The sequence below is a fragment of the Phaeobacter sp. JH20_29 genome (assembly GCF_048056175.1).
Lineage (GTDB): Bacteria > Pseudomonadota > Alphaproteobacteria > Rhodobacterales > Rhodobacteraceae > Phaeobacter > Phaeobacter bryozoorum.
On the sequence record NZ_JAYMWO010000018.1, the window covers coordinates 302,827 to 318,335 of the forward strand.

Annotated in this window: 15 protein-coding genes; 4 read left to right on the plus strand and 11 right to left on the minus strand. The window is 60.6% G+C overall.

Annotated elements, in window-relative coordinates:
- Nucleotides 1–3 precede the first annotated feature (3 nt).
- The 9 genes from VWZ85_RS16370 to VWZ85_RS16410 all read right to left on the minus strand — a co-directional run bounded on the left by VWZ85_RS16370 (nucleotide 4) and on the right by VWZ85_RS16410 (nucleotide 10,223).
- Nucleotides 4–876, minus strand: coding sequence for an SMP-30/gluconolactonase/LRE family protein (locus VWZ85_RS16370; protein ID WP_416589152.1), 873 nt, complete (start codon nucleotides 874–876; stop codon nucleotides 4–6).
- On the minus strand, nucleotides 866–1,477 hold the full coding sequence (locus VWZ85_RS16375) for a 2-dehydro-3-deoxy-6-phosphogalactonate aldolase (RefSeq protein WP_416589154.1): 612 nt from the start codon (nucleotides 1,475–1,477) through the stop codon (nucleotides 866–868). Before VWZ85_RS16375 ends, VWZ85_RS16370 begins: the two co-directional genes overlap by 11 nt.
- Nucleotides 1,474–2,451 carry a 2-dehydro-3-deoxygalactonokinase gene (locus tag VWZ85_RS16380; RefSeq protein WP_416589155.1) on the minus strand — a complete coding sequence of 326 codons (978 nt, stop codon included), beginning with the start codon at nucleotides 2,449–2,451 and terminating at the stop codon, nucleotides 1,474–1,476. The genes VWZ85_RS16375 and VWZ85_RS16380 overlap by 4 nt, the downstream gene beginning before the upstream one ends.
- Nucleotides 2,448–3,218: an SDR family NAD(P)-dependent oxidoreductase gene (locus tag VWZ85_RS16385; RefSeq protein WP_416589156.1), complete on the minus strand. Its 771-nt coding sequence runs from the start codon at nucleotides 3,216–3,218 to the stop codon at nucleotides 2,448–2,450. Before VWZ85_RS16385 ends, VWZ85_RS16380 begins: the two co-directional genes overlap by 4 nt.
- Nucleotides 3,218–4,933: an IlvD/Edd family dehydratase gene (locus VWZ85_RS16390; RefSeq protein WP_416589157.1), complete on the minus strand. Its 1,716-nt coding sequence runs from the start codon at nucleotides 4,931–4,933 to the stop codon at nucleotides 3,218–3,220. Before VWZ85_RS16390 ends, VWZ85_RS16385 begins: the two co-directional genes overlap by 1 nt.
- Nucleotides 4,930–7,029, minus strand: a complete 2,100-nt coding sequence (locus tag VWZ85_RS16395) for an alpha-galactosidase (RefSeq protein ID WP_416589159.1) — start codon at nucleotides 7,027–7,029, stop codon at nucleotides 4,930–4,932. Before VWZ85_RS16395 ends, VWZ85_RS16390 begins: the two co-directional genes overlap by 4 nt.
- Nucleotides 7,026–7,874, minus strand: a complete 849-nt coding sequence (locus tag VWZ85_RS16400) for a carbohydrate ABC transporter permease (RefSeq protein WP_340544765.1) — start codon at nucleotides 7,872–7,874, stop codon at nucleotides 7,026–7,028. Before VWZ85_RS16400 ends, VWZ85_RS16395 begins: the two co-directional genes overlap by 4 nt.
- Nucleotides 7,874–8,812, minus strand: coding sequence for a carbohydrate ABC transporter permease (locus VWZ85_RS16405; protein ID WP_416535883.1), 939 nt, complete (start codon nucleotides 8,810–8,812; stop codon nucleotides 7,874–7,876). The genes VWZ85_RS16400 and VWZ85_RS16405 overlap by 1 nt, the downstream gene beginning before the upstream one ends.
- Before the next feature lie 160 nt (nucleotides 8,813–8,972).
- A complete protein-coding gene (locus VWZ85_RS16410) occupies nucleotides 8,973–10,223 on the minus strand; it encodes an ABC transporter substrate-binding protein (RefSeq protein ID WP_416545163.1) in 1,251 nt (416 codons plus the stop codon).
- Nucleotides 10,224–10,357: 134 nt separating this feature from the next.
- Between VWZ85_RS16410 and VWZ85_RS16415 the strand changes: the two genes are divergently transcribed.
- Both VWZ85_RS16415 and VWZ85_RS16420 read left to right on the plus strand, forming a co-directional pair.
- Nucleotides 10,358–11,149 carry an IclR family transcriptional regulator gene (locus VWZ85_RS16415; protein WP_340544767.1) on the plus strand — a complete coding sequence of 264 codons (792 nt, stop codon included), beginning with the start codon at nucleotides 10,358–10,360 and terminating at the stop codon, nucleotides 11,147–11,149.
- A gap of 17 nt (nucleotides 11,150–11,166) precedes the next feature.
- Nucleotides 11,167–12,228, plus strand: coding sequence for an ABC transporter ATP-binding protein (locus VWZ85_RS16420; RefSeq protein WP_340544768.1), 1,062 nt, complete (start codon nucleotides 11,167–11,169; stop codon nucleotides 12,226–12,228).
- 31 nt (nucleotides 12,229–12,259) lie between these two features.
- On the opposite strand, the gene VWZ85_RS16425 is transcribed toward VWZ85_RS16420, so the two are convergent.
- Together VWZ85_RS16425 and VWZ85_RS16430 are read right to left on the minus strand one after the other, a co-directional pair.
- On the minus strand, nucleotides 12,260–12,856 hold the full coding sequence (locus VWZ85_RS16425; protein ID WP_416589160.1) for an SDR family oxidoreductase: 597 nt from the start codon (nucleotides 12,854–12,856) through the stop codon (nucleotides 12,260–12,262).
- 62 nt (nucleotides 12,857–12,918) lie between these two features.
- Nucleotides 12,919–13,533, minus strand: a complete 615-nt coding sequence (locus tag VWZ85_RS16430) for a glutathione S-transferase family protein (protein ID WP_416589162.1) — start codon at nucleotides 13,531–13,533, stop codon at nucleotides 12,919–12,921.
- A gap of 266 nt (nucleotides 13,534–13,799) precedes the next feature.
- Between VWZ85_RS16430 and VWZ85_RS16435 the strand changes: the two genes are divergently transcribed.
- Nucleotides 13,800–14,069, plus strand: coding sequence for a DksA/TraR family C4-type zinc finger protein (locus VWZ85_RS16435; protein ID WP_340544771.1), 270 nt, complete (start codon nucleotides 13,800–13,802; stop codon nucleotides 14,067–14,069).
- A 201-nt stretch (nucleotides 14,070–14,270) separates the two neighbouring features.
- A complete protein-coding gene (locus VWZ85_RS16440; RefSeq protein WP_416589163.1) occupies nucleotides 14,271–15,392 on the plus strand; it encodes a serine/threonine protein kinase in 1,122 nt (373 codons plus the stop codon).
- Nucleotides 15,393–15,509 lie beyond the last annotated feature (117 nt).

The following is a 15,509-nucleotide window of genomic DNA, read 5'->3' on the forward strand; positions in this document are numbered from 1 at the left end:
TCCTCAGAGAATGACGCGGTGTTCGCGCTGGCCTTTGGCCGTTGTTTGAATGCGATAGGTCCTACCTGCAGCCGCATCATTCAGCCCGTCTGCGGCGGTGGTAACGAACAGCTCTGACAAGGTGTCCCCGCCAAGCGAAGGGCAGGAGGCCTGGGAGGTTGGGATCGGATAGATCTCGGACAGCGCGCCGGTCGAGGTATAGACAGCGACACGGCCGGCCCCCCATTGGGCATTCCAAAAGCGGCCTTCGGCGTCGACAATCGCGCCATCAGGGCCAAAATCCTGGTTGCTGAGGTCGAGGAAGACCGATGCCGCGCCAACCGGCCAGCCGTCTTTGGTCGCCAGAGGCTGGCGCATGATCTTGCCGGTCGTTGTATCGGTGAAATACGCGCAGGATTTGTCAGGGGCAAAACAGATGGCATTGGTGATGGTTTGCTGTGCGACCAGCTGGCGCAATTCGCCCCGATAGTAGCGGTAGATGGCGCCAAGGCCGGGTTCCGCTTTGTAGCCCATCGTGCCAATCCAGAACCCGCCCCAGGGATCTGCGCGCCCATCGTTGGAGCGGGTTAGCGGCTGATCGGCCTCCAGATCAATCAGATGCGTGCGGGTGCCGGTTTCGATGTCAAACCGCCATAGCGCACGGGCGCTGGCCATGATCAGGGTCTGATCATCGACCCAGCCCGCGGCGGAAACGCAGTCGTCAAACTGCCAGCTAATCTCCGTTTCTCCGGCAACGCTCAGCAGTTGTTTTTCAAGGATATCGAACCAGAACAACTGTTTGCGCGTCGCATGCCACAGCGGACCTTCCCCCAGCGTGCAGCGCGTTTCGCTGAAGACCTGCGCTGTCATGGGATGGAGCGCCGGATCACGTGTCATCGAAGGCCTCGTCGTAGGCCGCGACGGTTTCTGCAGCGAGGAGGGCGACATCTTCGACAGAGCGGCCGGGTTTGTAGAGAGAGGACCCCATGCCAAAACCGGTGATGCCTGCCCTGTGCCAATCGGCAAAATCCGCAGGCCCGACACCGCCAACTGCGTAGGTTTCAGCATCAGCGGGCAGGACCGCTTTCAGCGCCGAAAAACCGTCCAGTCCCAGTTTGAAGGCAGGGAAGAACTTCAGACCATCAGCACCGGCTCGGAGAGCCGAAAAACACTCTGACGCGGTGAAGACACCCGGATAGGACAACATGCCTGCGGCTTTGGTTGCACGGATCACATCAGGGTTGCAGTCTGGCGAAACCACCATCTGCGCCCCCATGGCCGCGAGTTGCGCCACTGCGCCGGTGTTGAGCACCGTTCCAGCGCCGACTGTGGCGCGCCCCTTGGCCTGATCCAGCATGACGGCGATGCTGTCATAAGGCTGGGGAGAGTTCAGCGGCACTTCGATCTTGGTGATACCTGCATCCATCAGGGCATCGGTCATGGCGCGCGCCTCTTTGGGACGCAGACCGCGCAGGATGGCGATGATGTTACGGCTCATTGGGTTTGGCCTTTTTGCAGTTGGTCATATGCGGCGCATAGGCCCGCGAGTGTCAGGGATTCGGCGTCAACGCGACGGGGCTTGCACCCCAGCGCGGATAGGGCGGTTTCATAGCAGCGGGCCAGCGCATCTGTGCCGAGTATGGTGACGGATTGGTGAGACCAGTAGCCCCGGGTCGCGGCAAGCTCCGCACCGATCAAAAGCCCTGACAGGCGCGCTCTTCCGGTCTCCGCGTTCTGCCCGGACAACAGCGCATCCGCACGGATACGAAACAGCTGTGCCGAGATCGCAGCCGGCGAGGAGAGCGCCTTGGCCACGGCCTGTTTGAACGCCTTTTCGTCCCAGCCATCCTCAGAGACGCAGTGTCGAAGTACGGATTGGCCTTGCAGCAGTGCGAACATCTCGCCGGTCATGAAGGTCGAGAAGCTGGTGACCTGGCCCCGATCCAGTTTGACCCATTTGCTATGGGTGCCGGGCAGGCAAATGACCTGAGGCGCGGTCTGATTGCTGTCTTGTGCGAGGTACCCCGCAATCTGGGTTTCTTCCCCGCGCATCACATCCGCCGGATCGGTTGTCTTGATCCCGGGCAGCAGGTAAACGGTCAGGCGTTTGTCCTGTATCAGCGGTCGGGTCGCCTCGGCTATTCCCGGCGGGGGGCAGGGCGCGGTGGCATAAGGGGCCTCGGCCCAGCCCTGACGCGAACCTGCCATTCCGCAGCAGATGACCGGAACCGCCCGGACATCGCTGTTGCTACCGGGCGCCAGACGATCGCCAAGCAGGCCCAGCAGTGTCGGTTCATAGTCCTGCGGGCCAAGCCGCGACATGCCGCGGTCAGAGGTGATGCGGTCGAGGACCTGATTACTGTTGTCCATCACCCACAGCCGCAGCTGGCTCGTCCCCCAGTCAGCCGCAATCCATGCAGGCGTCGGGCCAGCTGGCATCATGTCAAAGGAACGGTTGGGATCGGCCGTCATCCTGTCACCACAACCCCGCCATCCACCACCAGCGTCTGTCCTGTGATCATGCGGCTTGTTGCCGAGGCCAGAAAAAGCGTGGAGCCGACGATATCCTGAGGGGTGAGATGATCCTTCAGGCATTGGCGATCGAGATGGGCCGCAAGCGCCTCGGGCGTGGCCCATTTATCAAGCTGCTTGTCGGTCAGCACCCACCCGGGCGCCAGCGCATTCACCCGCACATGATCCGGCCCGAACTCGCGGGCAAGGCTGCGGGTCAGGCCATTGATGCCTGCGTTGGCAGTCGTATAGGCGGGGTAGCCGCTGTTGCCCATCATATAGCTGATGGAGGTGAAGTTCACGATTGACCCGCCACCGGCGGCCTGCATCCCTGGCAGCACAGCCTGACAGGCAAAGAAATAGACCTTGAGATTGATCGCCTGCGCCCAGTCCCAAAACTCTTCGTCCACATCCAGCGTGGCGTGGCGCTGATCGTTGGCGGCGTTGTTCACCAGCGTGGTGATCGGGCCATGTGCCTCTGCCGCCTGCTCAATCGCGGATTTCAGCGCTGGGATATCGGTGATGTCGCATTGGATGAACAAGGGGCGGTTGCCGGTCTCGGCTTCCATCCGTTGAACAAATGCGGAGGCATCGGAGCGTCCGACAAAGGCGACCTTGGCGCCCTGACGCAGAAACCCCTCGCTCAGCGCGGCCCCAATGCCGGAACCGCCACCGGTGATGAAAACCGATGCGCCCTTCAGGTCCGGAAAGATTGCAGTATCGCTCATCAGTGGCTCTCCCGTGTGACGGGGCGGGTGTCTTTGCCCACGAGAAAATCAAGATCAGCGCCTTTTTCAGCCTGAAGGACGCTGTCGACATAGAGTTTTGCATAGCCGCGCGTGTAATGCGGCGGCTCTGGTCGCCAGGCTTCCCGGCGCGCGGTCAGCTCTTCCTCCGAAACCAGAAGGTCAAGCGTGCCGTTCTTTGCACTGACCCGGATCCGGTCGCCGGTCTGGACCAGACCAAGGGGACCACCAGCCTGCGATTCTGGCGAGACATGCAGGATCACGGTGCCAAATGCCGTGCCGGACATGCGACCATCGGAAATGCGGATCATATCGCGTACCCCGTCGCGCACCAGTTTGCGTGGGATCGGCATGTTGCCGACCTCCGGCATACCCGGATAGCCCTTGGGACCGACGCCTTTCAGCACCAGGATACTGTCTTTGGTCACCGGTAGATCGTCGCGGTCAATATTGGCTTTCATGTCCTCAATGGTCTCGAAAACATGGGCGACGCCTTCGTGCTCCAGCAGATGATCGGTCGCGGCTGAGGGCTTGACGATGGCCCCGTTGGGCGCAAGATTGCCGCGCAGAACACGCAGGCCCGCTGCCGGTTTGACGGGTTCGTCAAAGCTCTTGATGACGTCGTCGTTGAAACATTCGGCACCCTCGGCATATGCTGTGATGTCGCCCCCCAGAACGGTGGTGTTGCTGCGCAGGTGCCCATTATCGGCAAGTTGCTTCAGCACGACAGGCATGCCGCCCGCATAGCAGAAATCTTCCATCAGGTATTTGCCAGAGGGCATGCAGTTCACCAAGAGGGGGATGTCGCTCCCCAGACCAAAATCATCCAGGGTCAGCTCCACCCCGACACGGCCAGCCAGTGCCAGAAGATGGACAACCGCATTGGTCGAGCCGCCAACCGCTGCATTGGCCATGATCGCGTTGATGAACGCATCGCGGGTCAGAATGTCGGAGGGTTTGAGATCTTCCTCCACCATTTCGACAATCCGCTTTCCGGTGAGATGCGCCAGCGCCATGCGGCGGGCGTCCACTGCTGGCAGGGCGGCATTCGTCGGCAGGCTCATCCCCATCGCTTCGACGAGGGACGCCATAGTGGAGGCCGTACCCATGGTCATGCACACGCCCTTGGATCGGCTCATCCCGGATTCAGCCGCCATGAAGTCCTGCAAGGTCATCTCACCCGCGCGCACCGCTTCGGAGAATTTCCAGACGTCTGTGCCGGAACCGATATCCTTACCCTGCCATTTGCCGTTCAGCATTGGGCCCGAGCTGACCACGATGGCAGGCAGATCGACCGAGGCCGCTCCCATCAGCTGGCCCGGTGTGGTCTTGTCACAACCGCCAAGCAGGACAACGCCGTCAATCCCATAGGCCCGGATCGACTCTTCCACATCCATGGCCAGAAGGTTGCGGAACAGCATCGCGGTCGGTTTCATCTGGGTTTCGCCAAGCGACATGACCGGGAACTCAACCGGGAAGCCGCCAGCCTCCCAGACTCCGCGCCTCACCCCTTCGGCGAGATCGCGAAGACCGGAGTTGCAGGGGGTCAGTTCGGACCAGGTATTGCAGATCCCGATGATTGGTCGGCCGTCAAAGGCATGATCGGGAAAGCCCTGATTTTTCATCCAGCTGCGATGGATAAATCCGTCTTTGTCCAGTTTGCCGTACCAGGCGCGATTTCGTCTGTCTTTGGTCATAGGCGTGTTCCTTCAATCACCCAGATCGACTGTGGGAATGTCCAGGGCAGGGTGATCCCTTGGTGCATCAGATATTGGCCGCTAAGGGGGGCAGTGCCGGTTTTCAAAAGAGGTGAACCGCGTGACAGGCCGGGGGCATCCTTGCGGTTCAGCAGGCTGATTTCATATAGTGTATCCGGCTCCAGCCCGGTCAGGCGAAGCGGGCGGGGCAGGATCTGTGCGCTGGCCTCACAAACCCCGGCAAAGACGACAAACCGACTGCCATCCTCTGCGCGCTGTAGCTCTGCGATTACCGCCGGATCGTCACTGTCGAGCCGCAGAATATCGGCCCGCTGCATCCAGTGGCGGTTGTCTTTCCACCAGGAAGTTACCTTGCGCAGGATGTCTGCCTCTTCCTCGGTCAGCTCGCGCGGGTCCATTTCAAACCCCATGTGGCGCTGCGCTGCGACCCAGGCGCGCAGGCGGATGTCTGTCACCCGGCCAGAGGTGTGGCATTTTCGGGGCCCTACGTGGCTGCCGGTGACCACCATCGGCAGGAAAAGCGCCGCTTCATGCTGGATCCGCAGCCGTTCCAGCGGATCGTTGCTGTCCGAAAGCCAGACGCGATGGGTACGCGATAGGATCCCAAAGTCTATACGCCCGCCACCCGAGGAGCAGCTCTCGAATTCCACCTTGGGGAAGTCTGCCCGCAGGCGGTCAAAGAGCGCATAGGCTGCCTCGGCCTGGGCGCTGTCCGGCTCGGGCAGGACACGGTTGTGGTCCCATTTCACATAGTCGATTGGGTGATCTGCCAGAACCGCTGCAATGCGGTCGTAGAGATAGGCCTGTACCTCCGGCAGGGCGATATTCAGTACCATTTGCTGGCGACCAAGCACCTGATCCAAGTCGCCCAGAACCCAGTCGGGATGGGCGCGGAACAGATCGCTTTCAGGATTGATCATTTCCGGTTCAAACCAGATGCCAAATGCCATGCCTTCGGCGTGGACATGGTCGATCAGTGGCATCAGCCCATCGGGGTATTTGCGCCTGTCGATCGTCCAGTCGCCGAGGGATGTGGTATCGTCATCACGTTTGCCGAACCATCCATCGTCCAGCACGAAACGTTCCGCGCCAAGGTCGGCCGCACGGGTTGCGATCTCGCAGAGCATGGCGTGATCGTGCTCGAAATAGACCGCTTCCCAGCAGTTGAAATGTACCGGACGCGCGCGCACAGGCTCAGGTGGTCGCAGGATCTCATCGCGCAGGTGGCGTTGGAAGGTGACAGCGCAGCCATTGATCCCCCGATCCGAGAACACCGCATAGAGTGGCGCGGTCTCAAAACGCGTGCCGGATGTGCGGCGGCTGCCGGTGGCGTGTCCCCACTGGATTTGGCGACGCCCGTCGGGGAGTTCCTCTGCCAGCATTCTATGGCCCCCCGACCAGCCGTAGTGGAAGGCATAGGCGGATCCTTGGCTGTTCGTGGCACCACTGCAGGGCACAATCAGACCGGGGAAATGCTCATGCCCGGTGCGCCCTGTGGGGTTGTCCCTTAGCCGCGCGCCTGCGCTCCAGGCGGTGCGGCTGGTTTGAAATTCACCGATCCAGCGGCCATGGAAGTCGATCATCTCATGGCTGTTCTGAGGTGCCGGAAAGACCGGAGCGGAGAGCCAGTTCACGCTGACGGGCTGCTCCGAGGTGAGAGCGGCCTGCGCAGTGATCATGCTGGTTGCGGGCGTCAGCTCAAACTGTGCCTGATAGTGCAGGCCATTATTGGCATCGCGATAGTGGAGGGTGAGGGTCCGAGTGCCTTCCTCCGCCCGCTCGAAGGTGAAGCGTGGCAGCAGTGCCTTGCCCGCGCCATCCGTCAGCGACAGACCGGGCTGGCCGGGGAAGGTGCGGCGTGCCTCGGGGCAGATCGACAGCGGCGGCACCTGATCCAGCATCCCCCCCGTCACATCCATGCGCGAGGCGGCGGCGAGCACGTCCAGATCGGTTCCATCGGGCAGTCGCGGTCCCCAGTAGATGACCTCTGCCAGATCGGTGCCACGGGCGGCGAGGATCAGGCTTTGGCACTGATCCTGAAGCGCCCAGCAGCGGATGTCTCTCACCGTGCTCACTTCACGGCTCCCAGCGTCAGACCGGCGATAAAGTGGCGCTGCATCAGGAAGAACATCGCAACCGGCGGCAGGGCCGCCACGATGCTGCCCGCGCTCATCAGATGGTACGCTGCCCGGTATTGCGCGTTGAAGGAGGTGATGCCTGCGGTCACTGGCTGGCTCTCGGCGCCCTGGGTCAGAACAACTGCCCAGAAATAATCATTCCAGATGAAGGTAAAGATCAGCACGCTGAGCGCGGCAATTGCCGGTTTCATCAGCGGCAATACCACGAACCAGAAGATCCGCCATTCCGCGACCCCTTCGACGCGGGCGGCTTCGATCAGCTCAAAAGGCAGGGCGCGGATGAAGTTGCGCATAAAGAGCGTGCAAAACCCGGTCTGAAAGGCGATATGAAACAGCACTAGGCCAGTTTTGGTGTTGTAGAGCCCCATGTCCAGCGTCAGATCGCGTACCGGAACCATCAGGATCTGAAACGGCACGAAGTTGCCTGCCACAAACATGAAAAACAGCAGCAGGTTGCCACGGAATTTATACACGCCAAGTGCAAAGCCGGTCATGCAGGAGAGTGCTACGGCACCGATCACCGTCGGCACCGTGATCAGGACGGAGTTCAGTAGGTAGCGCGGCATGTCGGAGCCAAAGAAAACCTTGCCGTAATTGCTGGCGCCTTCAAACGAGCTCGGCATTCCCCAGTAGTTGCCGGTGGTAAAGTCCACATCCGGTTTGATCGAGAAGATGGCCACCGCGATCAGCGGCAACAGCCAAAGGACGAGCGCAGTCGGAACCAGGGCCTGATAGGTGGCCTGCCATCCGCGAGAACTGTTCTGAATGGGTTTCGGAAACATCAGCGGCCCCCTTTGTCGTCTTGGTACATGGACCACAGGAAGTAGGCGATGAAGCACAGCATGATCAGGAACAGCACCACTGCAATTGCTGCGCCATAACCCATGCGGAAGCCATATTCCGACAGGGCCTTTTCAAACATGTAGAACGACAGCACCCGGCTGGAGCCGAACGGGCCGCCGTTGGTCATGATGGAGATCAGATCAAAGCTGCGCAGTGCGCCGATGATTGTCACGACAAAGGCGACAAAGGTCGCCGGCCGCAGTTGCGGGATGATTACATACCACAGCATCTTGGCGCCTTTGGCACCGTCCAGCCGCGCCGCCTCGACCTGTTCGGGATCAACCGCATTGAGGCCCGTGAGGTAGAGGATCATGCAATAGGCCGTCTGCGGCCACAGGCCTGCCGCGATGATGCCATAGGTCACCAGCGTCGGATCCCCCAGCACATTCAACGGCCCAAGGCCAACCCAGCCCAGCACTTGATTGAGCAGGCCAAAGGTCGGGTCATAGAACCAGCTGAACACCAGGCCGACAACAACTTGACTGATCACAAATGGAAAGAAGAACAGAGACTTGTATAGGCGAATGCCGGTTACGGTCTGATTGAGGAACAGCGCGATGAACAGGCCTGCCGGGATTGCCAGCAAATACAGCAGAAGCCATTTCAGGTTATTCCAGAGCGAGACCTCAAACGCGCGATCATCCATCAGCTCCCGGTAGTTTTCCATGCCGACGAACTGTGGATCACCGAGCCCGTCCCAGCGGTAGAACGACAGGTTGAAGCTCTGTACGATCGGGAAAATCACGTAGAAGAGAAAGAAAATCACGCCGGGCGCCAGAAAGAGCCAGGGCGCAAGGGTCTGACGATTGCGCCTTAGCCAGCTGTCACGGCTGCCTGATGCGCTGGCAGACGATCCGGTTTCTGGAGCGAGGTTCATCTCAGCCACGGGAATTCTCCCTTGTTTGTCGATTGATATCAGCCTGTCGACTGGGAAGGGCCGATACGGTTCAGCATATTGCGCGCTCCGGTCGGTGACCGGGCTGCGCAGGGCCGATAGGCAGATCGGCCTTGCGCGTTGTATTGGCCAGCAGCAGTGATCAGTAGACGCGCTCGCGGGTCTTTTCCAAACGGTTCAGGATATCATCCAGATTGTCCGGGAAGACCATGAACTCCTGGAAGCCCTCCATGGCAACGGAGGCCATTTCCGCTGGTGCATCGCGGTCAAAGAACTGCGCGATACCACCGGGCGCGTTGGCGGACAGCATCTCGAAGCCCTGATTGAGCATTTCGTCATCATCGACGGAGGACTTTGAGTTCACAGGCAGCTGGCCGAGTGCTGCGCCGCCGTTGATCTTGGTCTGATTGTCCGCCGAGACGACGAAACGCAGGAACTCGCGCGCGGCTTCTTTGTTCTGGGCGCCGGATGGAATGTGGAAGGTGTCGGTTGGTGCGTCTTCAGCCAGCTCGACATCGGGATTGATGGTCGGGAACTGGTAGAAATCCAGCTGATCGGTGCCAAGACCGGCTTCGCGCAGCGGTGCCACGGCAAAGTTGCCCATCAAATAGGCGGCGGCTTCACCTTTGACCATGAAGGGCAGGGCCTCCTGCCAGCTGTAGGACTGATGGTTGTCGATAAAGGCCCCCATGTCGATCAGTTCCCGCCAGTTGGCAAAGGTCTGCTTTACACGGTCATCGGTCCAGGCGACTTCACCATTGGTCAGCGCCATATGGAAATCATAGCCGTTGGTGCGCATGTTCAGGTAGTCAAACCAGCCGCCGGCCGTCCACAGGAACTTGGTGCCGATGGTGAAACACTTGCGACCTGAATCGAGAATCTTCTGGCAGTTCGCTTTGAAGGTCTCCCAGTCCTTGGGCTCTTCGAGGCCAAGCTCGTTGTAGATGTCCTCGCGGTAGTAGACGCCCCACTGGTAGTAGGTGTAGGGCACGCCCCATTGCTTGCCGTCCAATGTCATTGCGCCCTTGGTGGAAGCCAACGCATCAGCGATTTCCGGCTCTGCCCAAAGGTCGGAAATGTCTTCGAACAACCCGGCAGAGACATAGGGCCGCATCCGGTTTGCCGCATACCAGTTGGCCACGTCCGGTGGGTTGGCAGATAGGAAGTTGCGAATCTGCGTCTTGTAGGCCTCGCGGTCGATCACCGTCAGCTCAACGGTCAGGTTCGGGTGCATCGCGTCGAATTCAGCCGCCATCCCCTCCATTACTGCGCGCGGCGCAGGATTGGACATATCTGAGAAAATCTTGAGCGTGCCGCTCAATTCAGCCTGTGCCGCAGTGGCCAGGCCGAGGCTGAGAGCCAGGCCCGCAACTGTTCCTTTCAAAGTCTTCATGACGTCCTCCCTGTTGACGTGTATCGTTTGGTTTCATATATTGGAACCAAATTCCAACTATTGAAACTATGACCGCGCTCGGCTAAGGATGTCAACAGTTACATCGGCCCCGCCCGATCAGAGAAAGGACAGTGATGGCGAAAGCTGCGCCCCAATCGCGAGAGACAGATGGCACCGTTGGCAAGGCTCTGGCCGTGTTGGATCAGATCGCTGAAGCGGGCCGCCCAATGCGGTTCGGCGAGGTGCTGGCGGCCTCGGATCACCCCAAGGCGACGCTGTACCGGCTGGTGCAGACGCTGACCAATCAGGGGATGCTGTCCTATGATGAGACCCATCAGACCTATGCTCCGGGTTTGCGCCTGGTGCGATTGGCTCATGCTGCCTGGCGGCAAAGCGCGCTGGCTCCGGTGGCGCGGCCCTATCTGGACAAGCTGTCACAGGATATCGGCGAGACCATACATCTGGCGCAGCTGGATCGGGGGCAGGTACTCTACGTCGACAAGCGTAATGCGGCCACACCGATTGAGATGTTCAGCCAGGCGGGCAAAATAGGGCCGGGCTACTGTACCGGGGTGGGTAAGGCGATGATCGCGTATCTGTCGCGGGAGGCGCAGCAGGATGCGATCCGCAGGCAGGCGTTTTTTGCCCATACGCCCAACACGTTGGCCACGCCAGAGGCGCTGATGGACGAGTTGCAGCAGATCCGCAAAGACGGCGTTGCCTTCGACCGTGAAGAGCATGAACCGGGCATCATCTGCATTGCCGTTCCGATCCTGTCGGAGGCGGGCAAAGTGATGGGCGGGCTGTCGATCACCTCCTCCGTGCAGCGTCGCTCGCTGGAGGAGCTGGAGACGCTTCGACCGGCCCTGATGACAACCGCCAAGGAAATCGCGGCAGCGGCCGAGACCTGGCAATTTCCGAATTAACCCGAGGGAGAGAACACATGACAGGGGTCACTCTGGCCAAGGCCGTCAAGAAATATGGTGACGTTCAGGTGATCCACGACGTGGACCTCACCATTGAGGACGGTGAGTTCTGCGTCTTTGTCGGCCCATCCGGGTGCGGAAAGTCGACGCTGCTGCGGATGATCGCCGGGCTGGAGGAGACCAGCAGCGGCAGCATCCATATCGGTGAGCGGGATGTCACACGACTGGATGCGGCTGACCGTGGGGTCGCGATGGTTTTCCAGTCCTACGCGCTATATCCGCATATGACGGTTGAGGATAATATGGGGTTCGGGCTTAAGATGACCGGTCATCCCAAGGATGCGATCCGGGAAAAGGTGGCAGAGGCCAGCCGGATCCTGAAGCTGGATCAATACCTTAAACGCAAACCCAAGGCGCTGTCGGGCGGGCAGCGCCAGCGCGTCGCCATCGGACGTGCGATCGTGCGCGGGCCGGATGTCTTTCTCTTCGATGAGCCGCTGTCAAATCTCGATGCCGAGCTGCGTGTGGATATGCGGGTCGAGATCGCTCGGCTACACAAGGAAATTGGCGCCACCATGATCTATGTGACCCATGATCAGGTGGAGGCGATGACGCTGGCAGACAAGATCGTCGTGCTTCGGGCCGGTCGCGTCGAACAGGTTGGCAGCCCGATGAAGCTATACGCCGATCCCGACAACCGCTTCGTCGCGGGGTTTATCGGCTCGCCGAGCATGAATTTCCTTCAAGCGACCGTTTCCGGCGGCGCGGTCACCGTACCCGCTCTTGGCGGCCGCCGGATCGCGGCCTCTGTCACGCTGCCTGAAGAGGGTGCATCGGTCCTTGTGGGATTGCGCCCGCAGCATCTCTCTGTCGTCGCCCGTGACAGCGATCTGATCCTTGATCTGCGCGAGCGGCTGGGCGGTGTGTCCTACGACTATCTACGCACCCCAACAGGCGAGAAGATCATTGTCGAAACACGGGGGGACGAGGCGCTGCCCGAAGGAAGCGCCGTCGCCTTGGATTTTGACGATGCTGACGCCTATTTCTTTGACGGGACGACAGAGCTGCGTCTGCGCTAGAAGCAGGAGGGCTGTCAGCGATGGTCCGCGGCTACAGTGACTGCATCCGCTTTGTTTTTCCCGACCATGCCGGGTTGCTGACGGCATCTGCGAGGGTTGCGGCGACATCGCCTCGTGCGGCGACGCCTTCGGGATCGACCTGCTCGCCGAACAGCAGGTCTCCGCTGCCGTCGCCATCAGTCAGACGTACTGGGCGCAGGATCGCGTAGTCCAGTCCCGACTGTTCCAGATAAACATCCGCGTCGTGTTTGGCCTGCAGGTAATGGGCAAGTTCGCTCTCGGGATCGGGATCGCCGGCTCCTATCGAACTAAGCATGACAAACCGGGTCACGCCCGATGATTTTGCAAGATCCACAAGCGCTTTCGCGCCATTACGATCAACCTTGTCCGTCATCTCGCGAGGGGTGTCGCCACCAGATCCTGCTGCAAAGATCACGCCGTCGCACCCCTCGCAGACATCCGTAGGCAGGTCGGTAAGGTCGCCGCGCCGCGTGCCAGTCCCGGGTGGAAGCGTGCTGGTATCCGACCCCTCCCGGATCAATGCGATGGGCTGATGGCCCAGGCGCTGAAGTTTTTCCACCACACGGCGGCCTGTATTGCCAGTAGCACCTGCGACAAGAACTTTCATAACGGTCTCCTCATTTCGATAATGGGATTGGGACAATTCGGGGGACACAGCAGGGCCACGGGTCAGAACGACGGAGCCATCGGTCCCACTTTCGCCACTGCGGCCTTGTAGCCATCCTGTGCCTGCAGATCGGTCCAGTAGCGCGCGATGCGCGGCGCATCCTTCAGCGCGCCAATCGCCGCCAGATTGGCGAGGATGTACGAGAACTGGATATCGGCGAGCGCGGCCTGATCGCCAAACAGCAAACCCGTTTCAGGTAGCTGCTGGGCGATGTAATCCAGATGCAGGTCCAGAGTTTTCTTGGCCTCATCGCCAGCATCATCTCCCTTCAGGGCCGGTAGGAGCACGCCCATCGCAACCTCGGCAAAGGAGCTCTCGACGTAGTCGAACAGCTCGTCGTGGCGCAATGCGTCTGCTGTCCCCGGAGCTGGTTGATGGCGGCTGTCACCATAGCGATCAGAAAGATACCGCAGGCAGGTCGCCGATTCCGCTATCTTCATGTCGGCGTCCTCAATAACAGGCGATTTGCCGAGCGGATGAATCTTGGCAAGGCTTTCAGGCGCCCTGAAGTTATCCGTGCGGTCGTAGGTTGTGACATCATAGGGTTGCCCGAGGTCTTCCATCAGCCAGATCAGGCGAATGGCGCGGGAGTAGGCGAGGCAGTGGATCTTCAGCATGAGCGGCGTCTCCTTCAGAGTCGGTCAATTCCGCGCTCGGCTCAGATACTTGTCATGCCAGTGATGCGCGGTCACAAAAGAAAGACGGCATCGGTGCCGTCGTCGAATACTCAACAGCCCGGATCGCGATTTCGTTCCCGATAAAGCGCCCGCATTGTAGACTGCGATCCGGCGGATACCGGAACCCGAGCGGTGTGGAGGGCGTTTCGCAGCCAGGGGTGCAGCAGGTCGAAACCAGTAAATCGCAGGACAGGAGGAGAAACAGCATGGCCGGAGGATGGACCCGCGATGGTGCGGTGAGTGAACAGATCGAAGCGTCAATCAGTGACGAGCTGGCGCGTCTCAGGTCGAGGCGCGCTCCGGTCGGTGAAAGCCTGACACATTGCGCCGATTGCGAGGAGCCGATCCCCGAACCGCGGCGTAAGGCGATCCCTGGCGTCAAACTCTGTATCGAGTGCCAGCAGGAACGCGACGGCGCCCAGCAGGCGCGTGGCGGAATCAATCGGCGCGGCTCCAAGGACAGCCAGCTGAAGTAACATGGTCCTTTCGCCGGCTTGATCGCGCCGAAGTATCTTCCCCGCGCCATCTGCGGATGCTATATCCCGAGCCGGGCTCACAGGCGATGGCGTCGCCGCAGGCAGACTGCTCTGGCCCAAAACCACGCTCCTGTACGCCGGGACTTTCAATCGGGAGATTGAAGGCCCCGCCTTTGCCTCCCGAGATCAAGGGAGGCATCCATGGCCTGGTCGCCGGAAAAAACTGAAGTCAAAAGCTGGAATGAATGGGACACGCTGCGCCATGTGATCGTGGGCCGTGCCGATGATTGCCACATCCCGCCGGAAGAGCCCGCGCTGGATGCCAAGGTGCCGGAAGACAGCGACATGCGCGGCCAGTGGGGCCGCCGCCCGCAGGAAACCATCGACCGTGCCAATGAGCTTTTGGACAATTTTGCCAGCCAGCTGAAGAACCGCGGCATCCGGGTGGACCGGCCGGTTTCGATTGATCATTCCCAGCCGGTGACCACCCCGGACTTCCACACCGACAGCCAGTTCGGCTGCATGCCGCCGCGTGACGTGCTGCTGACTGTCGGCCATGAGATGCTGGAAGCGACGATGTCCTACCGCTGCCGCTGGTTCGAATACCTGAACTACCGCCCGCTTTTGCAGAAGTACTGGGAAGAAGACCCCAGGTTCCGCCACGAAGCCGCCCCCAAGCCGCGCCTCACGGACGCAGATTACCACCCGGATTACCTCAGCGAGAAGATCGGCGTGGCCAAGCGGCTGGAATGGGCGGCGGAGAAATTCTTTGTCACCACCGAGGAAGAGCCGCTGTTTGACGCCGCCGACGTGTTGCGCTTTGGCAAGGATCTGGTGGTGCAGCACGGCTTCACAACGAACCTCAAGGGCATTGAGTGGCTGCGCCGCCACTTCCCGGACCACCGGGTGCATACGGTGAACTTCCCGGGCGATCCGTACCCGATCCACATCGACGCCACTTTCACACCGCTGCGCCCGGGGCTGATCCTGAACAACCCGCAGCGCCGCCTGCCGGAAGAGCAGCGCGAGATGTTCAACAAGAACGGCTGGGACATCGTTGACGCGGCGCAGCCGGCCCATAACACCCCGCCGCCGCTGTGTTATTCTTCCACATGGCTCAGCATGAACGTCCTGGTGCTGGACCCCAAAACCGTCTGTGTCGAGAAATCCGAGGTCTATCAGGCCGAGCAGATGGACAAGCTGGGCATGGAGGTGGTCGAGGTCGAGTTGCGCGACGCCTATGCCTTTGGCGGCGGGTTGCACTGCTGTACGGCAGATGTCTACCGCGACGGCGACTGCGAAGATTACTTCCCGCATCAGTGAGCAGTGGCGCGCCGTCAGCTACGGCGCGCCACTCTTCGACGGTTAATCTTGACCGTACTTGTCTACCGGGAGCAGGTCTCCAGTGCAGGTATCCTGCGGACCAGTTTCGCATGCGTT